The sequence below is a fragment of the Streptomyces sp. NPDC048506 genome (assembly GCF_040651315.1).
Lineage (GTDB): Bacteria > Actinomycetota > Actinomycetes > Streptomycetales > Streptomycetaceae > Streptomyces.
The window spans coordinates 240508-263841 of the sequence record NZ_JBEZIX010000001.1; the positions used below are offsets into that span (position 1 = coordinate 240508).

13 protein-coding genes are annotated in these 23334 nt (G+C 72.8%); 11 read left to right on the forward strand and 2 right to left on the reverse strand.

Translation table 11 applies throughout. From position 1 onward, the window contains the following. Window positions 1-109 precede the first annotated feature (109 nt). The 11 genes from AB0C96_RS01080 (at window position 110) to AB0C96_RS01130 (ending at window position 20990) form a co-directional block, all read left to right on the forward strand. Complete coding sequence (locus tag AB0C96_RS01080; RefSeq protein WP_362912312.1) at window positions 110-11989, forward strand: amino acid adenylation domain-containing protein; 11880 nt, start codon at window positions 110-112, stop codon at window positions 11987-11989. After that, window positions 11986-12804, forward strand: coding sequence for an ABC transporter permease (locus tag AB0C96_RS01085; RefSeq protein ID WP_362912314.1), 819 nt, complete (start codon window positions 11986-11988; stop codon window positions 12802-12804). The genes AB0C96_RS01080 and AB0C96_RS01085 overlap by 4 nt, the downstream gene beginning before the upstream one ends. Before the next feature lie 24 nt (window positions 12805-12828). Next, on the forward strand, window positions 12829-14079 hold the full coding sequence (locus tag AB0C96_RS01090) for a cytochrome P450 (RefSeq protein ID WP_362912316.1): 1251 nt from the start codon (window positions 12829-12831) through the stop codon (window positions 14077-14079). After that, window positions 14076-15083 carry a 3-oxoacyl-[acyl-carrier-protein] synthase III C-terminal domain-containing protein gene (locus AB0C96_RS01095; protein ID WP_362912318.1) on the forward strand — a complete coding sequence of 336 codons (1008 nt, stop codon included), beginning with the start codon at window positions 14076-14078 and terminating at the stop codon, window positions 15081-15083. Before AB0C96_RS01090 ends, AB0C96_RS01095 begins: the two co-directional genes overlap by 4 nt. Window positions 15084-15141: 58 nt before the next feature. Then, on the forward strand, window positions 15142-16299 hold the full coding sequence (locus AB0C96_RS01100; protein WP_362912320.1) for an acyl-CoA dehydrogenase family protein: 1158 nt from the start codon (window positions 15142-15144) through the stop codon (window positions 16297-16299). Between the two features lie 26 nt (window positions 16300-16325). Beyond that, entirely contained in the window at window positions 16326-17570 is a 1245-nt protein-coding gene (locus AB0C96_RS01105) for a hypothetical protein (protein WP_362912322.1), read from the forward strand. Next, entirely contained in the window at window positions 17570-18466 is an 897-nt protein-coding gene (locus AB0C96_RS01110; RefSeq protein ID WP_362912324.1) for a 3-hydroxyacyl-CoA dehydrogenase family protein, read from the forward strand. The genes AB0C96_RS01105 and AB0C96_RS01110 overlap by 1 nt, the downstream gene beginning before the upstream one ends. Then, window positions 18466-18717, forward strand: a complete 252-nt coding sequence (locus tag AB0C96_RS01115; protein ID WP_362912326.1) for an acyl carrier protein — start codon at window positions 18466-18468, stop codon at window positions 18715-18717. The genes AB0C96_RS01110 and AB0C96_RS01115 overlap by 1 nt, the downstream gene beginning before the upstream one ends. A gap of 117 nt (window positions 18718-18834) precedes the next feature. After that, on the forward strand, window positions 18835-19053 hold the full coding sequence (locus tag AB0C96_RS01120; protein ID WP_362912328.1) for an MbtH family protein: 219 nt from the start codon (window positions 18835-18837) through the stop codon (window positions 19051-19053). 30 nt (window positions 19054-19083) lie between these two features. Beyond that, window positions 19084-20025 carry an ATP-binding cassette domain-containing protein gene (locus AB0C96_RS01125; RefSeq protein WP_362912329.1) on the forward strand — a complete coding sequence of 314 codons (942 nt, stop codon included), beginning with the start codon at window positions 19084-19086 and terminating at the stop codon, window positions 20023-20025. Between the two features lie 182 nt (window positions 20026-20207). Beyond that, on the forward strand, window positions 20208-20990 hold the full coding sequence (locus AB0C96_RS01130; protein ID WP_362912331.1) for a winged helix-turn-helix domain-containing protein: 783 nt from the start codon (window positions 20208-20210) through the stop codon (window positions 20988-20990). A gap of 124 nt (window positions 20991-21114) precedes the next feature. Here the strand turns inward: AB0C96_RS01130 and AB0C96_RS01135 are convergent, their stop codons facing one another. Both AB0C96_RS01135 and AB0C96_RS01140 read right to left on the reverse strand, forming a co-directional pair. Next, on the reverse strand, window positions 21115-21678 hold the full coding sequence (locus tag AB0C96_RS01135) for a flavin reductase family protein (RefSeq protein ID WP_362912333.1): 564 nt from the start codon (window positions 21676-21678) through the stop codon (window positions 21115-21117). A gap of 86 nt (window positions 21679-21764) precedes the next feature. After that, entirely contained in the window at window positions 21765-23318 is a 1554-nt protein-coding gene (locus tag AB0C96_RS01140) for a tryptophan halogenase family protein (RefSeq protein ID WP_362912335.1), read from the reverse strand. Window positions 23319-23334: the final 16 nt, after the last annotated feature.

A 23334-nucleotide genomic window follows, 5' to 3' on the forward strand; every position in this document is an offset into this window, starting at 1 on the left:
AGGGGCAGTACGTGTGCGTGGCCCCATGCCTGGGACGTCGAGCGGGCGATCGCGTGGTGACGGCCGGACGGACGGCATGGACCTGATGAACCTTTCCGAGGGGATTGCAATGACGCGTGTGCCGACGGCCGGCTTGCCGCTCACCGCTGGCCAGAAGGACATCTGGTTCGACGAAAAGCTCACCGGCGGCGGTGCCACGTACAACACCGCGATCTACTGGGACATCAAGGGCCCGTTGGACCAGGAGCGCTTCGCGGCCGCGCTGGCCCGGCTCGCCGAGGAGTCGGAGTGCCTGCGGGCCCGGTTCTTCGAGGTGGAGGGCGAGCCCCGGCAGGTCGTCGAGGAGCTCCGCACCCTGCCGCTGACCGTGACCGATGTCTCCGCCGCCGCCGACCCGGTGGCTGCGGCCCGGGAGGCCATCCGGGCCGACCTGCGGGTGCCGTTCACGGTGGGCGGTGACGCGCCCCTGTTCCGGCTGCTGGTGTTCACCCTCGCCGAGGACCGGACCTTCTTCTGCCTCCTCAACCACCACCTGGTCTCGGACGGCTTCAGCTACGTCATCTACTGGCAGCGGCTCTCCGCCATCTACGAGGCGATGACCGCCGGCAGCTCCCTGGACGAGGGCCGGTTCGCGCCGCTGACCGCGCTGATCGAGGCCGAGGCGGCGTACGGCGACTCCCCCCGCTACGAGCGGGACCGGGCCTACTGGGAGGAGCACTTCGCGGACGCGCCCGAACTGGTCACCCTGGCCCGCCGGGACGCCGAACCGGCCCAGTCGTTCCTGCGCGAGGAGACCGTCCTCACCGAGGAGCTCGCCGAGCGGCTGCGGGCGGTGGCCTGGGACGCCCGGGTGACCTGGCAGACCGTGCTGGTCGCCGCGCTCGGCGCGTACACCCAGCGGATGACCGGGGCCGCGGACGCGCTGCTGTCGCTGCCGGTCACCGCGCGGGTCGGCGGCACCATGCAGAACATCCCCGGCATGGTCGTCAACTACCTGCCGCTGCGCCTGCGGATCGGCCCCGGCACCACCCGGGGCGAGCTGCTGGCCGCCGCGTACAAGGAGATCACCGGGGCCCTCAAGCACCAGCGCTACCGGGTCAGCAAGGTGCGGCGGGCGATGCGGCTGGGCAGCGACGACCGGCGCCCGTTCGGGCCGTTCCTCAACATGATGCCGCAGATCGAGAAGCTGGCCATCGGGCCCTGCGAGGCGGTCCTGTACAGCCCGTCGACCGGGCTCGTCGACGACCTGGAGTTCACCGTCGCCGACAAGGGCGCGGCCGGCGTCGGCGTCGACCTCAGCGCCAACGAGAGCCGCTACGACCGGGACGAGGTCCGTGGCCACCTGGCGCGGTTCATCGGCTACCTCGACCGCTTCGTGACCGCCGGCGCCGACGACCGGCTGGGCGCGCTGGAGCTGCTGGCGCCCGGCGAGGACGAGCGGCTCGCGCGGGTGCTGACCGGTCCGGAGCGGCCCGAGCCGTACCTCGGCGTCGTGGAGCGGGTGCGGGCCCGGGCGACCGAGCGGCCCACCGCCGTCGCGGTGACCGACGACGCCGGCAGCCTGACCTACGCCCGGCTGACCGGCCGCGCCAGCGCGCTCTCCCGGCGGCTCGGCGGAAGCGGACTGGTGGCCGTACTGGCCGAGCCCGGGCGGGACTTCGTCGTCACCGAGCTGGGCGTGCTGGGTGCCGGGCGGGCCTTCCTGCCGCTCGACGCGCGCTCGCCGCACGCCCGGCTGACCGCGCTGCTGGCCGACAGCGGGGCGACCTGCCTGGTGGCCGACGCGGCCAACCGCGAGCTGGCCGAGCGGCTGACCGCCGAGGCCGACCGGGCGCTCGATCTGCTGGTCCTGGACGACGCCGAGGACGCACCGGACGCGCTGGCCCCGGTCGTCGGCGGGCCGAAGGACCTGGCGTACGTGATCTTCACCTCCGGGTCCACGGGCAAGCCCAAGGGCGCGATGGTGCAGCGCGGCGGCATGATCAACCACCTGCTGGCCAAGGTCGAGGAGCTCTCCCTCACCCGGGCGGACAGCCTGGTGCACAACGCGCCGGTGACCTTCGACATCACGGTGTGGCAGACCCTGACCACCCTGCTGGTCGGCGGTCGGATCCGGGTGGTGAGCCGGGAGACCGCGGCCGATCCGGACGCGCTGTTCGGTGTCATCGGCGACGAGGGCCTGACCGTGCTGGAGGTGGTCCCGTCCCTGCTGCGCGCCACCCTCGACGCCTGGGACACCACCGGCCACGCCCCGGGGCTGCCCGGCCTGCGCTGGATGATCTCCAACGGCGAGGCGCTCGCCCCCGAGCTGTGCGACCGCTGGTTCGCCCGCTACCCGGCGATCCCGCTGGTCAACATGTACGGGCCGACCGAGTGCTCGGACGACGTCACGCACGCCTACGTCCGCAACGGCGACGTGCTGGACGGGGTGTTCGTCCCGATCGGCCGGCCGCTGCGCAACACCCTGCTGTACGTGCTGGGCGACGAACTGCGGCCGGTGCCGCAGGGCGTGCCCGGCGAGCTCTTCATCGGCGGCGCCGGTGTGGGCCGCGGCTACCTCGCCGACCCGCGCCGCACCGCCACCACCTTCGTGCCCGACCCGTTCGTGGGCGGCGGGGCGCGGATGTACCGGACCGGCGACCGGGTGGTGCTGCGCGCCGACGGGCAGCTGGACTTCATCGAGCGCCGCGACCACCAGGTCAAGATCCGCGGCCACCGGATCGAGCTGGGCGAGATCGAGACCGCGCTGCGGGCCCTGCCCGGCGTCTCGGACGCGGTGGTCGTCGCGGGCGCCGACCAGGCCGGCCACAAGCGGCTGATCGGCTACTTCGTGCCCGAGCAGGACGCGCCCGGGACCGCAGCGGTCCGCGACGGGCTGGCGCAGGTGCTGCCCGGCTACATGGTCCCGGCGGCCCTGACGGCCCTGGACCGGCTGCCGCTGACGGCGCACGGCAAGGTGGACCGCAAGGCCCTGCCCACGCCCGAGTTCGCGGCCCCGGCGGCCGCGGCGGCCGCGCCGACCCCCGATGTCGCGGCGCCGCGCAGCCGGGCGGAGGAGGTCATCGGACAGGTCCTGGCCCAGGTGCTCGGGCTGCCCTCGGTCGGCCCGGACGACAGCTTCTTCGCCCTGGGCGGCGACAGCATCAGCTCCATCCAGGTGGTCAGCCGGGCCCGTAAGGCCGGTCTGGTCATCACCTCCCGGGACGTCTTCCTGCACCGCACCCCCGCCGCCATCGCGGCGGCGGCCCGGCCGGTCGAGGAGCGGCCCCAGGAGGCCGCACAGGACGGCGTCGGCGAGATCGAGCTGACCCCGATCGTCGACCAGCTCCGCGAGGAACTCGCCGAACTGCCCGATGCCGCACGGGAGTTCAGCCAGTACGTCACCGTCGCGGTGCCCGCCGGGACCGACCCCGAACGGCTCACCACGGCCGTGCAGGCCCTGCTGGACACCCACGACGCCCTGCGGCTGCGGCTGGTGGCCCCGGCCCCCGGGCTGTGGTCCCTCGAAGCGCTGCCGGTCGGCGCCGTGCGCGCCGTGGACACCGTCACCCGGGTCGACGTCTCCGGAGCCGACCAGGACCCGCTGCCGGCCCAACTGGCCGCCGCACGGGCCCGGCTGCGCCCCATGGACGGGCTGGTGTTGCAGGCCGTCCTCCTCGACGCCGGCCCCGACCGGCCGGGACGGCTGCTGCTGGTCGTCCACCACCTGGCCGTGGACGGCGTGTCCTGGCGCATCCTGCTGCCCGACCTCCAGGCCGCGTGGAGCGAGGCCGCCGCGGGCCGCACGGTGCGGCTCGACCCCGTCGCCACGTCCTACCGCGGCTGGGCCAAGGCGCTGTCGGAGCAGGCCCGTACCGCCCAGCGGGTCGCCGAACTGGGCTGGTGGACCGAGCAGTCGGCGGGGGACGACCCGCTGCTGGGCACGCGCCCCCTGGACCCGGCCCAGGACACCTGCGCCACCGCCGGGGAGGTGCGGATCGAGCTGTCCGCCGAGCAGACCGCCGCGCTGCTCACCACCGTCCCGGCGGCCTTCCACGCCGAGGTGAACGAGGTCCTGCTGACCGGCCTGGCGCTGGCGGTCGCCGACTGGCGCCGCAGGCGCGGGGTGTCCGCCGACCGGACGCTGATCGAGCTGGAGGGGCACGGTCGCGAGCCGGTCGCCGGCGAGCTCGACCTCTCCCGCACCGTCGGCTGGTTCACCAGCGTCTTCCCGGTCGGCCTGGACCTCGGCGCAGTGGACTGGAAGGAGGTGCGGGACGCCGGCCCCGGCTGCGGCACCGCGCTCAAGCGCATCAAGGAGCAGCTGCGCGCCGTCCCCGGCCACGGCATCGGCTACGGCCTGCTGCGGCACCTGAACCCGCAGTCCGCCCGGGTGCTGGCCCGGCACGCCGTACCGCAGATCGGCTTCAACTACCTGGGCCGGTTCACCGCCGGCACCGGGGAGGCCTGGCAGATGGAGGCCGGCGCCTCCGGCCAGACCGCGCACCCGGACACCCCGCTGCGCTACCCGGTCGAGGTCGTCTCGGTCACCGAGGACCACCCCGAGGGCCCGGTCCTCTCGGCCACCTGGACGTTCGCCGGTGGGCTGCTGGCGCAGGACGACGTCCGCGAGCTCGCCGAGGGGTGGTTCCACGCCCTGGGGCAGCTGGCCGAGCACGCCCGGCAGCCCGGCGCCGGCGGCCGCACCCCGTCGGAATTCCCGCTGGTCACCGTCGACCAGAGCGAGATCGAGGGCTACGAGCGCGAGGTCGAGGGGCTCACCGACGTCCTGCCGCTCTCCCCGCTCCAGCGCGGCCTGCTGTTCCAGGCCGAGTTCGACCGGCACGGGATGGACGCGTACACCCTCCAGGTCCTCATGGACATCGCCGGGCCGCTGGACAAGGGCGCACTGCGCCGGGCGGTGGCCGCGCTGCTGGAGCGCAACGACGCCCTGCGGGCCTGCTTCCGCGACCGGGACGCCGGCGACCCGGTCCAGCTGATCCCCGACTCCGTCGAACTGCCCTGGTACGAGGTCGACCTGACCGGCGTGCCGGCGGACGAGCGGGAGGCCGAGGTGGTCCGGCTGACCGACCAGGAGTGGCTGCGCCGCTTCGACGTCGCCGAGCCGCCGCTGACCCGGTTCACGGTCTACGAGCTGGCCCCGGACCGCTACCGGGTGGTGTGGACCGCCCACCACATCCTCGTCGACGGCTGGTCCCTGTCGGCCGTGCTGGCACACGAGCTGGTCACCCTGTGGGCCAACGGCGCGGACCCCTCCGCGCTGCCGCCGGTCGCCTCCGTCCGCGGCTACCTGGAGTGGTCCGCGGAACAGGACAAGGAGGCCGCACGGGAGGCCTGGCAGCAGGAGCTGGCCGGGGTGGACGAGCCCACCCGGCTCGGCCCCGCCGACCGGGCCCGGGTCGAGACGCTGCCGGAGACCTGGACCGCCGAGCTGCCCGAGGAGCTGACGGCCGCGCTGACCTCGTGGGCGCACGCCCGCGGACTGACCATGAACACCGTGGCGCAGGGCGCCTGGGCGGTGGCCCTGGGCCGGCTGACCGGCCGCCGGGACGTCACCTTCGGCGCGGTGGTCTCCGGACGCCCCGCCGAGCTGGCGGGCGTGGAGCAGATGGTCGGCTCGTTCATGCACACCCTGCCGGTGCGGGTGCCCCTCGCCCCGGAGACCACCCTCGAAGAGATGCTGGTCGAGCTCCAGTCGCGCCAGCTCGCCCTCGAACCGCACCAGCACCTGGGGCTGGCCGAGGTGCAGCAGGGCGCCGGGATCGGTGAGCTCTTCGACACCGTGGTGAGCTTCCACAACTACCCGACCGGGGTGCTGGACGGCCTCGGCGAGCGCATCCCCGGCCTGTCCATGCTGGCCTGGAAGGCCCGGGTGATCGCCGAATACCCGCTGGCGCTCGGGGTGTTCCCCGGCGACCGGCTGCGCCTGGAGGCGCAGTACCGCTCCGACGTCTTCGACGCCCCGCAGATCGAGACGATCGTCGGACGCTTCGTCCACGTCCTGGAGGCGCTGGTCGCCGCGCCCGGCGCACGGCTGGGCACGGTGGACGCCCTCGGCGACGACGAGCGCCGGCAGCTGCTCGACGCCTGGGCCGGCACCCCGGCACCGGACGCGCGGCGCCCGGCCACCGAGCTCTTCGAGGAGCACGCGGCACGCACGCCCGAGGCCACCGCGGTCGTCCACGGCGACGGCGGCGAGGAACTCGCCTACGGGGACCTCAACGCCCGCGCCAACCGCCTGGCCCGGCTGCTGATCGACCGCGGGGTCGGCCCCGAGCAGGTGGTCGCGGTCGCGCTGCCGCGGTCCACCACGATGGTGGTGGCCGCGCTCGCGGTCCTCAAGGCCGGCGCGGCCTACCTGCCGGTCGACTCCGCGTACCCCGCGGACCGGATCGGGTACATGCTGGACGACGCCCGTCCGGTGGCCCTGCTGACCACCGAGGAGGTCCTGGAGCGGCTGCCGGCCACCGGGACCGACGCCGTCGCGGTGGACGCGGCCGGCACCGTCGCCGCACTGGACTGGTACCCCGGCCACGACGTCACCGACGCCGAACGCCGCGCCCCGCTCGCCGCCCGCCACCCCGCCTACGTCATCTACACCTCCGGATCCACCGGGCGGCCCAAGGGCGTCGTGGTGGAGCACGCCGGGATGCTGGCGATGGTCGCGAGCCTGGTGGAGCGCTTCGGGCTGGACCGCGACACCCGGGTGCTCCAGTTCGCCTCGTTCAGCTTCGACGCCTCCGTCTGGGAGTTGATGCTGGCGCTGCTCAACGGCGGCACGCTGGTGATCGCCGACGAGGAGTGCCGCACGCCGGGCCGGCCGCTGGTCGACCTCATCCACCGCGCCCGGGTCAACCTGGCCGGTCTGCCGCCGGTGGTGGTCAACGGCCTGCCCGAGGGCAGCACGCTCCCCGCCGACCTGCGGCTGGCCGTCGCCGGTGAGGCGGTGCCCGCCGAGACCGTCGAACGCTGGGCGTCCCGGGTGCGGCTGTACAACGGGTACGGCCCGACCGAGGCCGTGGTCAGCTCGACGGTCAGCGGGCCGCTGGCCGGGGGCGGCCGGCCGCCCATCGGCCGCCCGACCTCCGCACACCGCGTCTACGTGCTGGACCGCGACCTGGCGCCCGCCGCGGTGGGCGTGGTCGGGGAGCTGTACGTGGCCGGCGGTCTCGCCCGCGGCTACCTGGACCGTCCCGGGCTCACCGCCCAGCGGTTCGTGGCCGACCCGTACGGCGCTCCGGGCGGGCGGATGTACCGCACCGGCGACCTGGTGCGGTGGCTCGCGAACGGCGAACTCGACTACGTCGGACGCGCCGACGACCAGGTCCAGCTGCGCGGCTTCCGCATCGAACTCGGCGAGATCTCCTCGGCGTTGCTCGCCCAGGAGGGCGTGAACCAGGCCGTGGTGACCGTCCGGGAGGACGAGGGCGGCGACCGGCGGCTGGTGGCGTACGTGGTGCTCGACGACGAGGACGCGGTGGCCGACGGGCTGCGCGAGCAGCTCGCCGGGGCGCTGCCCGACTACATGGTCCCCTCCGCGGTGGTGGTGCTCCCCGAGCTGCCGCTGACGCCGCAGGGCAAGCTGGACCGCAAGGCGCTGCCCGCGCCGGAGCTGCACACCGCGCTCCAGGGCCGGGAGCCGCGCAACCCCGCCGAGGAGATCCTCTGCGGTCTGTTCGCCGATGTGCTCGGCCTGGACCGGGTCGGCATCGACGAGGACTTCTTCGACATCGGCGGGCACTCGCTGCTGGCGACCCGGCTGGTCAGCCGGGCCCGGGCGGCGCTCGGCGTCGAACTGCCCATCCGGGCGCTGTTCGAGGCCCGGACGGTGGCCGCGCTGGCCGGTCAGCTGGAGTCCGCCGCGGCCGCCCGCCCGCCGCTGGTCCCGGCACCCCGCGAGGACGGCGACCGGCACCGGCCGCTGTCCTTCGCCCAGCAGCGGCTGTGGTTCCTCAACCGCCGCGAGGGCAGGTCCACCGGCACCTACAACTCGCCGATGACCTTCCGGCTCACCGGGCGGCTGAACGCCGACGCCCTCCAGGCGGCGCTGCGCGACGTCGCGGGCCGGCACGAGGTGCTGCGCACCGTGATCCCGGAGACCGACGGACGGCCCTCGCTACGGGTGCTGGACGCGGCCACCGCAGGCCCGGCGCTGAAGGTCCGCTCGCTGTCCGCGGACGGCCTGGCCGCCGCCCTCGCCGCCGAGTACGACCTCGGCTTCGACCTGACGGCCGAACCGCCGCTGCGGGTACGGCTGTTCACCCTCGGCAAGGACGAACACGTCCTGCTGCTGGTCTTCCACCACATCGCCTTCGACGGCTGGTCGATGGCGCCGCTGCTGGGCGACCTGTCCACCGCCTACCGGGCCCGCTGCGCCGGCCGGGCACCCGACTGGGCGCCGCTCCCGGTGCAGTACGCGGACTACGCGGTCTGGGAGCGGGAGCTGCTCGGCTCCGCGGACGACCCCGACAGCCATGTCTCCCGGCAGCTGGCGTACTGGAAGGAGGCGCTGACCGGGCTGCCCGACGAGCTGGCCCTGCCGGCCGACTTCCCGCGGCCGGCGGTGAGCGGGAACTCCGGCGGCGAGGTGCTGTTCACCCTCGACGCCGACCTCTACGGCACGCTGGTGGCCATCGCCCGCCGGGCCGGCGCCACCGAGTTCATGGTGCTCCAGGCCGCGTTCGCCGCCCTGCTCACCCGGCTCGGCGCCGGTACCGACGTCCCGCTGGGCACCTCGGTCGCCGGGCGCACCGACGACGCACTGGCCGACCTGGTCGGCTTCTTCGTCAACTCGCTGGTGCTGCGCACCGACACCGCCGGCGACCCGACGTTCAGCGAGCTGCTGTCCCGGGTCCGGGAGGCCGACCTGGCCGCGTACTCCCACCAGGACGTGCCGTTCGAGAGGATCGTCGACGCGCTCAACCCGGCCCGCTCGCTCTCCCGGCACCCGCTGTTCCAGGTCATGCTGACGCTCCAGAACAACGAGGACGCACCGCTGGTCCTGCCCGGACTGACGGTGCGCCCCGAGTTCGTGGAGTCCGGCCGGATCAAGGTCGACCTCTCCCTCCAGCTGCTGGAGTGGCCCGAGGACGGCTCCATGCGCGGTCTGCTCGGCTACAGCACCGACCTGTTCACCCGGGCCACCGCCGAGCGCATCGTGGCGGCCTTCACCCGGCTGCTGAGCGCGGTGGTCGCCGACCCGGACGTCCGGCTCAGCCGGCTGGACGTCCTGGGCGAGGACGCGCGCGACCAGGTGCTGACCGCATGGAACGCCACCGCGCGGGAGGTGCCGGAGGCCACCGTGCCGGAGCTGTTCGCCGCACGGGCGGCGGCCACCCCGGACGCCACCGCCGTGCACGCCGCGTCCGGCTCCCTCAGCTACGCGGAGCTGGACGCCCGGTCGAACCAGCTGGCCCGCCATCTGGTCGAGGCCGGCGCCGGCCCGGAGACCACCGTGGCGATCGCCCTGCCCCGGTCGCCCGAGGCGGTCGTGGCGATGCTCGGCGTGCTCAAGTCCGGTGCGGCCTACCTGCCGGTCGAGCCCGACGAGCCGGTCGAGCGGATCAAGCGGATGTTCGCCGGGGCCGCACCGCTGCGGGTGGTCACCACCGCCGGTCTCGCCCGGCGGATGCTGGCCGCCGGAACGCCACCGGTCGTGCTCGACGGGCCCGCGGTGACGGGCACGCCGACCGCGTCGCTGACCGACGCGGACCGGCTCGCCCCGCTGCTCCCCGGGCACCCGGCGTATGTGATCTACACCGCCGGTGCGGGCGGGCACCCCCGCGGCACGGTCGTCGAGCACCGGGCGGTGGTCAACTACCTCGCCTGGGCCCGGGACGCCTACCGCTCCCCGGCCGACGACGCGCTGCTGACCACCCCGCTGTCCTTCGACGTCTCGGTGACCGGGCTGTTCCTGCCGCTGCTCACCGGCGGCACGGTGCGGCTCGGCGAACTGGCCGAGGGCGACGCCGTGGCGGGCGCCGGCGCCGCGTTCTTCAAGGGCACCCCGAGCCACCTGGCGCTGCTCGACGTGCTGCCCGACGGCTGCTCGCCGACCGGCGAACTGGTCCTCGCCGACGAGCCGGTGGAGGCCGAGCAGCTGGCCGGGTGGCGCAAGGCCCACCCCCAGGCGCGGGTGCTGACCGAGTTCGGCCCGACGGAGGCCACGGTCGGCGCCGTCGCCGGGACCGTCGAGCCCGGCCGGGAGACCGGCACCGGGACCCTGCCGCTGGGCCGCCCGATCGACAACGTCCGGGCGTATGTGCTCGATCCCTGGCTGGGGCCGGTCGGGCCCGGCGTGGCCGGTGAGCTCTACCTCGCCGGCGCGGGCCTGGCCCGCGGCTACGCCGGTGACCCGGCGGCGACCGCCGAGCGCTTCGTCGCCTGCCCCTACGGCCCGGCCGGGTCCCGGATGTTCCGCACCGGCGACCTGGTGAAGTGGGACGCGGACGGCACGCTGCGGTACGTGGGCCGGTCGGACGACCAGGTGCGCATCCGCGGCTACCGGGTCGGTCTCGGTGAGATCGCCTCCGTGCTGGCGCGGGAGGCCGCGGTGGACCGGGCGGTGGTCGTGGCCCGCGAGGACCGTCCGGGCGACGTCCGGCTGGTGGCCTACGTGGTGCCCGCCGAAGGGGCCGTGATCGACCCCGCGGCGCTCGCCAAGGCCGCCGGGTCGGCGCTCGCCGCCTACATGGTGCCGTCCGTGTTCGTGGCGCTCGACGCCCTCCCGCTGGCCGCCGACGGGCGGGTGGACCGCGCCGCGCTGCCCGCGCCGGAGGCCGCGAGTCAGGTGGCCGGGACCGCGCCGCGCGATGCGACCGAGACGGCGTTGCACGGCATCGTCGCCGAGGTGCTGGGGCTGTCCCGGTTCGGCGTCGAGCAGAACTTCTTCGACGTCGGCATGGACAGCATGAAGTCGCTGCGACTGGTCAGCGGGGCGCGGAACGCCGGGCTGGAGATCACCATCGCGGACGTCTTCGTGCACCAGAGCGTGGCGGCGCTCGCCGACGCCTGCCGTCCCGGTCCGCTCGCCGCCGAACCGGCGGAGCCCGCGGCGACCGCGCAGGCCGCGCGGACCGAGCAGGCCGCCGGGGCCGGGCCGGAGGCGGAGGCGCGCAGCGGTGCGGATTTGATGGCCGGGGCGCTCGGCGCCTCCGCGGAGTTGGACCTGTCCGATCCGTTCAGCGCGATGCTGTGCATCAAGCCGACCGGGAGCCGGCCGCCGGTCTTCTGCATCCACAGCGGTGTCGGCTTCAGCCTGCCGTACCTGCCGCTCGCCCAGCACCTCGGGGCCGAGCACCCGATCTACGGCATCCAGGCCCCCTGCGTGGTGGACTTCGCACCGCTGCCCGGGTCGATCGAGGAGATCGCCACCGACTACCTCCAGATGATCAGGAAGCTGCGGCCGGAGGGCCCGTACCACCTGCTGGGCTGGTCGTTCGGCGGCACCATCGCGTACGAGATGGCGGTGCAGCTGCGGGCCGCCGGCGAGCAGGTCGGGGTGCTCTCCGTCCTGGACGCCTACCCCCGCACCGGGGTGCCCGACGACCGGGAGGAACAGTCGCTGTTCGCCTGGCTGTTGGAGGGCATCGGCCACCACCGCTCGGAGTTCGGCGACCGGGACCTGACCGTCCAGGACATCTTCGAGACCCTGCGCCGCGACAACAGCCCGCTGGCGGAGATGGGGGAGCGCCGGATGGCGCGGATGGTGGACCTGATGGCCCATCACCAGACCCTCAAGTCCCTCTATGCGCCCCGCGGTTACGACGGGAAGATGCAGCTCTTCGTCTCCGAGTCGCCGCTCTCCGACGGCGAGCGGACGAACAAGGTCGCCCTGTGGCAGCCGGTCTTCGACGGGCCGATGGACGTGCACCACATCGCCTGCACCCACGACGAGATGATGAGCCGCGGACCGCTGAACGAGATCGGCCCGGCCATCACCGCCGAGCTGGACCGCTGGCACGCCGAGCACGAGGGCGGGCGGTCATGACGACGGTGGTGGCACCTCGTCCCGCTCCCGCGGCGGCGCTCCTCACGGAGGTCGCCGCGGTGACCGGGCGCCGACTGCGGCACCTGCGGCGGGCACCCGCCCGGGTGCTGGGCGTGGCGCTCAGCCCGCTGGTGAGCATGGTGATGCTCGGCTACCTGTTCCGGGACTCCATCAACCTGCCGGCCGGCGGCTCGTACGGGGAGTACGTCTTCGCCGGCGGCGCGGTCCAGGTCGCCCTCGCCTGTGTGGGGCCGACAGCGGTCTCGGTGGCGCTGGACCTCCAGGGCGGGATGACCGACCGGTTCCGCTCGCTGCCGATCAGCCGGTCCGCGGTGCTCTTCGGACACACCCTGGCCGATCTGCTGGTCGGGCTGCTGGGCCTGACCATCGTCACCGGCGCCGGGCTGCTGCTCGGCTGGCGCCCGCACACCGGGCCGCTGTCGGTGCTGGCGGGCTTCGCGCTGATCGCGGCCTTCGTCTACGTGATGCTCTGGCTGGGTGTGCTGTTCGCGCTGACCCTGCGCAACGTGGAGACGATCAGCGTGATCACGCCGTTCGTGGTGATCGTGCTGCCGTTCCTGTCGAACGCGTTCCTGGCCCCGCAGAACATCCCGTCGTTGATCCGGCCGGTCGCCGAGTGGAACCCGGTCAGCGCCGTGATCGCCTGCTGCCGCCGGCTGTGGGGCAACCCCGCGACGGCCGGCGGCACCTTCCCCGCCGACCACCCCGGGGTGGTGGCCGCGGTCTGTCTGGTCCTGCTCCTGGCCCTCTGCTCCCTGGTGAGTCTCCGCCGCTACCGCACCGCGGGCGCCTGATCCGTTCCTGGAGGAATTCCGCACATGAAGCCCCAACTACGGTCGACCGCGGACGACCTGGCCACGGTGGACCTCACCGATCCGCAGACGTTCCTCGACGTGGACCTCCCGGACATGTGGCGCCGGTTCCGGGCCGAGCACCCCGTCTTCTGGCACCGGGTCACCGACCGCGGCCCCGGGTTCTGGGTGATCTCCACCTACGAGGACGTGGTCACCCTCTACCGCGACAACAAGCAGTTCACCTCCGAACGCGGCAACGTCCTGGCGACCCTGCTCCAGGGCGAGGACTCCGCCTCGCGCAAGATGCTCGCCGTCACCGACGGCGCCCGGCACCGCGAGATCCGCAACCTGATGCTCAAGTCCTTCTCGCCGCGGGTGCTGGAGCCGGTGGTCGCCGGTGTGCACGAGCGGACCCGGGCGCTGGTCGCCGAGGCGCTCGCCCGCGGTGAGCTGGACTTCGTCACCGACGTGGCCGACCACATCCCCATCAACACCATCGGCGACCTCATGGACGTTCCGCGCGAGGACCGTGAGCAGCTCGTCGCCTGGAACACCCAGACGCTCTCCCGGCACAGCGCCGAGGACAGCGAGATGGAGGAGTGGATGGCGCGCAACGAGATCCTGATGTACTTCTCCGACCTGGCCGCCCGCCGCCGGCGCCACCCCGGCGACGACGTGATCAGCGCACTGGCCACGGCCACCATCGACGACGAGCCGCTGACCGAGGACGAGATCGTCTTCAACTGCTACAGCCTGATCCTGGGCGGCGACGAGTCCAGCCGGATGTCCTCCGTCGGCGGACTGATCGCGCTGGCCGAACACCCCGACCAGTGGCGGGCGTTGAAGTCCGGCGCGGTGAGCGTGGACAGCGCCACCGAGGAGGTGCTGCGCTGGACCACCCCCGCGATGCACTTCGGGCGCCGGGCCCTGGTGGACGTCCCGCTGCGGGACCAGACCATCAAGGCGGGCGACGTGGTCAGCCTGTGGAACAGCTCGGCGAACTTCGACGAGACCGTCTTCACCGACCCGGACGTCTTCGACCTGGCCCGTACGCCCAACAAGCACGTCGCCTTCGGACACGGCCCGCACTTCTGCCTCGGCGCCTTCCTCGGCCGGGTCCATGTGAACGCCATGCTCGACGCGCTGCGCGTCCAGGTCGCGGACATCCGGCTCCAGGGCCCGCCCAAGCGGCTCTACTCCAACTTCGTCAACGGCTACAGCGGACTGCCGGTCGCGCTCACCGCCGAGCCGGCCGTGGAGGGGAGCGTCGTATGAGCACCGGCCCCGGAACCTCCGACGCCACCACCTCCGACGCCACCACCATCGGCATCGGGTCGATCCACTGTCTGCTCCCCGACACCACGGTGCCGCTGGAGGAGCTCCCCGAATTCGGGATGCTGGACGCCGACACCGCCGCTTTTGCCCGTGGCACCGGCATACGGAGCGTCGGCGTCTTCGACGAGACCGAGCAGGCGCCGCTCGCCGCGCGGGCCTGCCGGGAGCTGTACGCCGCGCACCCCGGCGAGCCGGACGCGCTGCTGCTGGTCGGCCCGCGGGCCCCGGACGTGCTGCTCGGCTCGGACGCTTGCCGGGTGCAGACCGAGGCCGGGCTGACCTCCGCGTTCGCCTTCACCGTCGACGGACTGGGCTGCACCGGTTCCAGCGCCGCCTGGGCGCTGGCGAGGGACCTGCTGGTCGCCGACCCGTCCCGGGAGCAGGTGGTGATCACGCACGCCAGTCGCCCCACCGGCGTGGACCGGATCCGCTTCCCGGTCACCGTCGTCGGCGACGCCGCCTATGCGATGACCATGGTCCGCGGCGGCCGTCCGGTGCTGCGGGCCCACCGCCAGCAGACCGACGGCAGCTTCCACGACCTCTTCCGCGTCGACTACAAGCAGGCCCCCTGGTACGAGTGGCGCGAGGTGTGCCAGGACCCGTCGCGCTACCGCTTCGGACTGGCCACCCTCAGCAACCGCAAGCTCGGCGCGATGGTGGAGCAGGTGCTCGCGGACGCCGGCGTGGGCCGGGACCGGGTCAAAGCCACCTTGATGCAGAACGTCACCGCCGCCGCCTACGACTTCTACACCACCCTGCTCGGCCTGCCCATCCACCCGGTCTGCGGCCAACACCTCGCCGCGTACGGCCACTTGGGGGCCATGGACGTGGTGCTGAACCTGGACGCCCTGCTGGCCGGCGGCGAACTGGAGCAGGGCGACCTGGTGCTGGTCCTCAACAACAGCCCGGTGGCCGCCTGGGCGGTGACCTTGTGGGAGGTCTGACCCCCGACCACGGCCCCGCACCCACCCGGACCGCGACCCCCGACCACGGAGAACGATGATGGATTTCGCCCCCACGCCGGAACAGCAGGCGCTGCGCGACAAGGTCGTCCGGTTCGCCCGGGACACCCTCGGCGCCCAGGTCGCCGAGCACGACCGCAACGCCACCTTCGACGAGAGCGGCTGGAAGGCCTGCGCCGACTTCGGCGTCCTGGGCTGGCCGATCAAGAAGGAGTACGGCGGCGGCGGGCTGGACCCGCTGACCGCGATCATGGCGTACGAGGCGCTCGGCGAAGGCTGCGTCGACAACGGCCTGGTCTTCGCGATCAACAACCACCTCTTCGCCTGCGCCGTCTACATCGCCGACCACGGCACCGAGGAGCAGCGCAACCGCTGGCTGCCGGCCCTGTGCGACGGCTCGCTGGTGGGCGCGCACGCCCTGTCCGAGCCGGAGACCGGCTCCGACATGCTCTCGCTCACCACCACCGCCGAGCGCGACGGCGACACCTACGTGCTGAACGGGACGAAGAAGTTCATCAGCAACGGGCCGCGCGCCGACCTGTTCATCGTCTTCGCCCGCACCAGCCGCGACGGCGCCCCGCAGCGCGCCGTCTCCGCCTTCGTCGTGCCGGCCGACACCCCGGGGCTCAGCGCCCGCGACATCCCCAAGGCGGGGCTGCGCGGCACCCTGATGGGCGAGATCACCTTCGACGGCTGCGTCGTGCGCGAGGACCAGCGGCTGGGCGCGGAGGGCGCCGGGTACCAGCTGTTCACCGCCACCATGGAGTGGGAGCGCGGCTTCATGTTCGCCAGCCAGGTCGGTGTGATGAGCCGGCTGCTGGACCGCTGCGTGGCCTACGCCGCCGACCGCCGCCAGTTCGGCCGCGCCATCGGCTCGTTCCAGTCCGTCTCCAACAAGATCGCCGACATGCGGGTCCGGCTGGAGCTGGCCCGGCTGATGCTCTACAAGGTCGGCTGGCTGCGCTCCCAGGGCCGGCTCGCGATGCACGAGGCCTCCATGCTCAAGCTCTACGTCAGCGAGAGCCTGAAGACCACCGCCCTGGACGCCATGCAGATCCACGGCGCCCGCGGCTACACCGAAGAGCTCGGCATCGAGCGCGAGGTGCGCGATGTGCTCGCCGGCACCATCTACGGCGGCACCTCGGACATCCAGCGGTCCATCATCGCCGGCCTGCTGGGCCTGCCCACCGCGGCGTGACGGCGTAACGACGAGAGGCGGCCGACATGCACTCCTACCAACTCGACCTGGACGAACCGGTCTCGGGGGCCCACCTCGACGAGCTGAACCGGCGGGTCTACTACATCTCCGAAGCCATCACCGGATTCCGGCTGGTCCCCGCCGAGGGCGCGGACGGCACCGGCGGCGACGCGGTGGGCGCCGTCGTGGTGACCACCGAGCAGCCGGTCGACGCCGAGGCCCTCGGCAAGAAGCTCCGACACGTCGTCGACACCGAGGTGCGCCCCCAACTTCACACGCCCCCCAAGGTGTTGTGGCGCTCGCCGTCCGGCCGCACCCCGCGGCCCGACACCTTCGCCGGGCTGCTGGCCGACGGCGTGGTGCACGAGATCGGCCCCGGGCAGGTGGCGCTCGGCGCCCCGGCCCTGGCCGCGCTCGACGCCCTGGACGGGCTGCTCCAGGAGATCATCCGCGAGGAGTTCGGCGCGCGGGAGTACCGCTATCCGACGCTGCTGCCGGTCACCGCGCTGCACCGCAGCGGGTACCTCTCCTCGTTCCCGCAGCACATGATGTTCGCCGCCCGGCTCGACGGCGACGTCGACACCTACCGCGCCTTCGCCGAGGAGGTCGGGGCGCGGGAGACGATCGGGGACCGGGTGCTGCACCGCTGCGCACCGGTGGACCGGGTGCTGCCGCCGACGATGTGCTACCACACCTTCGACCAGTTCGCCGGCGCCACCCTGCCGGACGAGAACACCGTGGTGACCGCCAAGGGCGGGTCCTTCCGGCACGAGTCCCGCTACCACCAGACCATGGAGCGGCTCGCGGACTTCACCATCCGCGAGACGGTCTTCCTCGGCACCGCGGAGTTCGTCCGCGAGGCCCGCGACCGGTTCCGCCGGCGCGCCGTCGAGCTCGTCGAACGGCTCGACCTGGCCGGCCGCTGCGAGGTGGCGAGCGACCCGTTCTTCGCCGGGGCGGCGACCGCCGCGCAGGTCTCCTCGCAGCGCCTGCTGGAGCTCAAGCACGAACTCCACCTGGACGTGGGCCCCGGGGACAGCATCTCGGTCGGCTCGTTCAACCTGCACGAAAAGCACTTCGGCGACGCCTTCGGCATCAAGGGCCCCGACGGCAGCACGGTCCACTCCGCCTGCGTCGGATTCGGCCTGGAGCGGCTCACCTACGCCCTGCTCTGCCAGTACGGATGGGACGTCGACGACTGGCCGGCACCGCTCGCCGAGCGGTGCCGGACCACACCACACCGCACACCACAACCGGCCAGGGGAATGTGATGACTGAGACCAGCCAGATCCGGCGCGTGGGCGTACTGGGCGCCGGCACGATGGGCATCGGCGGTGCCCATGCCTTCGCGGCGGCCGGGCTGTCGGTGGTGCTCGTGGACACCACCGACCAGGCCCTGGACCGGGCCCGGGACCTGATCGGGAAGAACGCCCGGTTCTACGGGCTGATCGACCGCAAGCTCGCCGCCAGCACCCCCGACGAGGTGCTCTCCCGCATCGAGTTCCGCACCGACCTCGACGGCCTCGCCGACGCCGACTTCATCGTCGAGAACGTCACCGAGAACTGGGACGTCAAGGAGGAGCTCTACCGGAAGATGGACGCCGTCGCCCCCGAGCACTGCGTCTTCGGCGTGAACACCTCGGCCATCCCGATCACCAAGATGGCCTCGGTGACGCTCCGTCAGGACCGGGTGGTGGGCACCCATCTGATGAACCCGGTGCCGCTGAAGAAGCTGGTCGAGGTGATCCGCGGATTCCACACCTCGCCGGAGACGATCGAGCGGACCCGTGAGCTGTTCGGGCTGATCGGCCAGGACATCGTGGTGGTCGAGGACTCCTCGGGCTTCGTCACCAACCGCGTGGCGATGCTCAGCGTCAACGAGGCGATCCTGCTGCTCCAGGACAACGTCGCGCAGGCCGGCGACATCGACCGGCTCTTCCGGCAGTGCCTGGGCCACCAGATGGGCCCGCTGGAGACGGCGGACCTGATCGGCCTGGACACCGTCATGTACTCGTTGGAAGTCCTCCTGGACAACTTCAACGACCCCAAGTTCGCCCCGGCGCCGCTGCTGCGCAAGCTGGTGGCCGCCGGCCGACTCGGCCGCAAGAGCGGCCACGGTTTCTACTCCTACGAGCCGGCCATCGCCGGGAACAAGGCAGGTGCCTGATGACAGACGACATCGTCAAGACCGTCCGTGGCTTCATCTCCGAGCACGTCCGGGACACCGAACTCACCGACGACCACGACATCTTCGCCACCGGCAGCGTCAGCTCGCTGTTCGCCGTGCAGCTGGTGATGTGGGTCGAGCGGACCTTCGGCATCGCGGTGCAGCCCACCGACCTCGACATCGAGAACTTCCGCACGGTGAACGACGTGGTGCGCTTCGTCGCGTCCCGCCAGGCGGCCACTCCCGCGTAGTACGTGGCTTTCAGGCTGCGGTCAGTGCTGTGTCAGCGGGCCTCGACACCATGTTCCGCGTCGAGGCCCGCTGATGAGACCCACTGTGGCCTCCTACTCAGATCTGGAGAGCGCGACGTGACGAACCCCTTCGACGACCAGGACGGCACGTTCCTCGTACTCGTCAACGACGAGGGCCAGCACAGCTTGTGGCCCGCGTTCGCCGAGGTGCCGGACGGCTGGACGGTGTCCCTGGGCGAGAGCACCCGGGAAGCCGCCCTGGCCCATGTGGAGGAGCACTGGACCGATCTGCGGCCCAACAGCCTCCGTGCACCCGCCGCCGACCTCGGCGCCTGACCCGCACCCCCGCCGGCCGGAGAGAGTGACGTGGAAACCGCGATCCGGGCCGAGGGCCTGCGCAAGCACTTCAAGGACCACCAGGCCCTGAACGGCGTCGACCTCTCCGTCGCGACGGGCACCGTACTCGGACTGCTCGGCCCGAACGGAGCCGGCAAGACGACCACCGTCCGGGTGCTGAGCACCCTGCTCGCACCGGACGGTGGACACGCCGAGGTGGCCGGCTTCGACGTCGTCGAGCGGCCCGCCGAGGTCCGCCGGCGGATCGGACTGGCCGGCCAGTACGCGGCCGTGGACGGACTGCTCACCGGCCGGGAGAACCTCACCCTCATCGGTGTGCTGCTCCACCTGGGCCGGCGCGCCGCACGCCAGCGCGCCGAGCACCTGCTGGAGCGCTTCGACCTGACCGGCGCCGCCGACCGGCCCACCCGGACCTACTCCGGCGGTATGCGCCGCCGGCTCGACCTGGCGGCCTGCCTGGTCGCCGCGCCCTCGGTGCTCTTCCTCGACGAGCCCACCACCGGCCTGGACCCGGTGAGCCGGATGGCACTGTGGAGCGCCGTACGCGAACTCGTGGCGGACGGCGTGACCGTCCTGCTGACCACCCAGTACCTGGACGAGGCCGACTTCCTGGCCGACCGCATCGCGGTCGTCGACACCGGGCGGGTCATCGCCGAGGGCACGCCGGACGAGCTCAAGCGGTCCGTCGGCCCGGACCGGCTGGAGATCCGCGTGGTCGGCCACGGCGCGGTCACCGACGCCCTGGCGGTCCTGTGCACGGGCGCGGCCGAAGAACCGGCCGTGGACCCGGAAAAGGGCGTCATCTCACTACGGCTCGACGACGGTATGGGCAGTATCGCCGCCGCCGCGACCGCACTCGAAAAGGCCGGCGTGACCGTCGCGGATTTCGCCGTGCGCCGGCCCACTCTCGACGACGCCTTCGCCGAACTCACCGGGCGGAGTGCGGGCTGAACCGTCCGGCTGAAGCCGGTACGGATGGTGTCTCCCCCCGTCGGCTGCCCGCATGGGGGTGGACGCGTCACAAAAACTACGGTGACAACGGGGGAACCGTAATGCAGAGAATTCATTTCACGGCGGCCGATCTCGGGAGAACCCGCCTGCGGACCACCGCAGGACCGGAAATCGAGGCCGGCTTGGCCCGTGAATTGTTCGCCCGCGGCGCCGGCAACGTGTACGCACGATGGCGCCGCCAGGTCTACAACAGGCTGCGGGCCAAGGCCGGCCCGCAGCCGTCGTCCGCGCCGACGCCGGCCGACTTCTGGCGGGCCGCGGTGGCCCCGTACTGGAACCGGGTGCTGGCCTACTGCGAGGCCGAGTGCGACGCCCGCGGCCGGATGGTGATGGCCGGCGGGGTGGATCAGCTGCTCACCGGCCTGGGGCGCAGGGCCGAATGGAACGGCCAGGTCCTCCAGCTCCACGACGGCCCCGACGAGGACGTCCACCTGGGCGGCAACGGCCTGGTGCTCAGCCCCTCGGTCTTCCTCGCCCACCGCCCCGCCCGGCTCTTCCACGGCGACCGGCAGCGCGGCCAGGCCGCCCTGGTCTTCGCCGCGCCGCCGGACGCCGAACAGTCCGGCGTCCTGTGGGACGAGACGGCGATCTCCTCGGAGGCGCTCGGCGCCCTGGTCGGGCAGACCAGGGCGGCGGCGCTGCGGGAGCTGCGGGCGTCGTGCACCACCGGTCAGCTCGCCGACCGGCTGGGGATCTCCGCGCCCTGCGCGAGCCAACACACCGCCGTGCTGCGCCAGTCCGGGCTGATCACCACCCGGCGGGTGCGCAACACCGTGCTGCACTCGGTGACACCGCTGGGGATGGCCCTGCTGGACGGCAAGGTGATCGCCCCCGCCACCAGCAGCGTCACCGTGCCCGCACGGCTCCCCGGCCCGCCGGCCGTACCGTCACCGGCGGGCGCCTGAGCAACCGGCCCAACCGGCCGGAACGGCCCCGCGAGAGACGCGCCGGCGGCCCCGCGAGAGAGACCGCGAGAACGGCCGCGTGAACGGCCGCGCCAACGGCCGCCGCCCGGATCCCTGGCGGCGGCTACCGGCCTTCCGCGCCCACCGGCCACGCCCGGTACTCCCGCCGGCCGTAGACCAGCGGCTGTCGGCCCGGGTACGGCGTGACCCGCAGGATGCCGCCGAAGACCACCAGGTGGTCCCCGCTCCGGTGCCGGTCGCTCACCCGGCAGTCCGCGATGGCGTGCGCGTCGTGGAAGAGGTGCGGCCCGGCGGCGTACGGGTCGTCGGCGTCGTGCTGCCAGCGCACCCGGTCGAAGCGGTCGGGCGCGCCCGAGGCGAACAGCTCGGCGACCGGCCGCGCCGCGCCGTGCAGCAGGTTCACCGCGAAACGGCCGGTGTCCAGGGCGGTTTCCAGGGTCGGGCTGCCGATCCGCAGGCACACCAGCAGCGTCGGCGGGTCCAGCGAGACGCTGCACACGGAGGAGATGGTCATCCCGCGGGGCGTGCCGGCGTGGTCGACGGTGGTGAGGACGGCGACCCCCGTGGGGAAGCCGCTCATCATGGCGCGCTGGCCCGCGGCGACGGCCGCCGCGGAGTGCGGGTCGGCCGACTGCGTCGGTTCGGAGAGTTGGGTCAGTTCGGTCATGGGTGACGCTCCTGGGGCGACGGACACGGCGCCGGGGCGGCCGCCGCGACCACATGGGCACGGCGGCCGCCCCGGCGCCGGCGGGCTCAGTGGCGCATGTGCGTGAAGTACTCGTACTGCGTCGGGAGCTGGTCGATGAGGGTCGCGGCCCGGTCGTGCACCGCCTGGAACTCCTTCAGTGCGGCGGTCTCGTCGGCCAGCGAGAGCGCCGGGGACGGCTTGAGGTCGATGCCGCCCATCCCGAGCAGGATGCACATGTAGGAGTACGGCGGCAGCCCGTGGTAGTACGGGAAGACCGACTCGCTGTCCGGCAGTTGGTGCTTCCAGTGCTCGATCCGCTCGGCCAGGCCGTCCGGCAGCGGCCGGGTCTTGGCGTCCTTCCAGTACTGCGTGTCGTTGCGCGCGGCAGCGGCGTAGTGCAGCGCCAGGAACTCGCGGACGCCGTCCATCACGTTGGCGACCGAGCTGTTGTAGCTGTCGCGGTGCACCGGGTTCCAGTCCGCCCCGGGGAAGTTCTTGACCAGCTGTTCCGCGGCGTGGTGGATGAAGAAGATCCCGGTGGACTCCAGCGGCTCGACGAAGCCGCTGGTCAGGCCGACGCCCACACAGTTGTTGACCCAGGAGCGGTTGCTCCGGCCGATGCGCATCTTGATGTGGTTGGCCTCGACCTTCGCCGCCGACGGACCGACGAACTCCCGCAGGGTGCGCTCGGCCTCCTCCGCGGAGAGGTAGTCGCTGGCGTACACGTAGCCGGTGCCGATCCGGCCGTAGAGCGGGATGGTCCAGATCCAGCCCGCGTCCTGGGCGGTGGCGGTGGTGCAGGGCCGGATGCCCCGCTTCTCCATGTCCTGCGGCACCTGGAGCGCGACCGCGCTGTCGTTGGGCAGGGTGTCCTGGAAGGAGATGAACGGCTCCTGGAGGGCCTTGTTCAGCAGCAGCCCGCGGAAGCCCGTGCAGTCGATGAAGAGGTCGCCCTCCAGCTCGCCGTGCTCGGCGGTCACCACGCTCTTGATCCAGCCGCGCTCGTCGAGCGTGACGTCCTTGACGTCGTCGACGATGTGCTTCGCGCCGCGGTCCACCGTGTACTTGGTGAGGAACTTGGCCAGCAGCGCGGCCTCGAAGTGGTAGGCGTACGGGAACTGGGTCTTGCCCTGGTGCTCCGACATCGTCAGACCGGCGGGCTCGTCGGCGTGCTCGTCGTACGGCTGGGAGAGCATCGCGCCGCCGAGGTGGCGCGGGCTGCGCTCCGCGTCGCAGATGTTGGCCATCACGAAGCAGTCGACGTCGAAGCGGTCGGTGCGGCCGTTCTTCAGCCACCAGTCGGTGAGCGGGAAGCCGTCGACCGACCGCATCTGCTCGAACGGGTGGTAGAAGTGGTGGCCGGGCTTCCGCCAGTTCTCGAAGCGGACCGCGAGCTTGTAGGTGGCGTTGCACGCCGGCATCCAGTCGGATTCCTTCAGACCGAGGAACTCGAAGAAGTGCCGGATGTCACTGAAAGTGGCTTCGCCGACGCCGATGGTGCCGACCTTTCCGGATTCGACCAGGGTGATGTCGATCCGGTCACCGAATGCCGCCTTGAGGTACGACGCGGTCATCCAGCCGGCTGTACCGCCACCCACGATCACGACTCTATTGAGCATTGGGAAACTCCAATTC

Coding starts and splice junctions, on each gene's coding strand:
- AB0C96_RS01085 (WP_362912314.1), top strand. CDS start 11,986: ATGACGACGGTGGTGGCACCTCGTCCCGCTCCCGCGGCGGCGCTCCTC.
- AB0C96_RS01115 (WP_362912326.1), top strand. CDS start 18,466: ATGACAGACGACATCGTCAAGACCGTCCGTGGCTTCATCTCCGAGCAC.
- AB0C96_RS01110 (WP_362912324.1), top strand. CDS start 17,570: ATGACTGAGACCAGCCAGATCCGGCGCGTGGGCGTACTGGGCGCCGGC.
- AB0C96_RS01100 (WP_362912320.1), top strand. CDS start 15,142: ATGGATTTCGCCCCCACGCCGGAACAGCAGGCGCTGCGCGACAAGGTC.
- AB0C96_RS01090 (WP_362912316.1), top strand. CDS start 12,829: ATGAAGCCCCAACTACGGTCGACCGCGGACGACCTGGCCACGGTGGAC.
- AB0C96_RS01135 (WP_362912333.1), bottom strand. CDS start 21,678: ATGACCGAACTGACCCAACTCTCCGAACCGACGCAGTCGGCCGACCCG.
- AB0C96_RS01080 (WP_362912312.1), top strand. CDS start 110: ATGACGCGTGTGCCGACGGCCGGCTTGCCGCTCACCGCTGGCCAGAAG.
- AB0C96_RS01140 (WP_362912335.1), bottom strand. CDS start 23,318: ATGCTCAATAGAGTCGTGATCGTGGGTGGCGGTACAGCCGGCTGGATG.
- AB0C96_RS01095 (WP_362912318.1), top strand. CDS start 14,076: ATGAGCACCGGCCCCGGAACCTCCGACGCCACCACCTCCGACGCCACC.
- AB0C96_RS01105 (WP_362912322.1), top strand. CDS start 16,326: ATGCACTCCTACCAACTCGACCTGGACGAACCGGTCTCGGGGGCCCAC.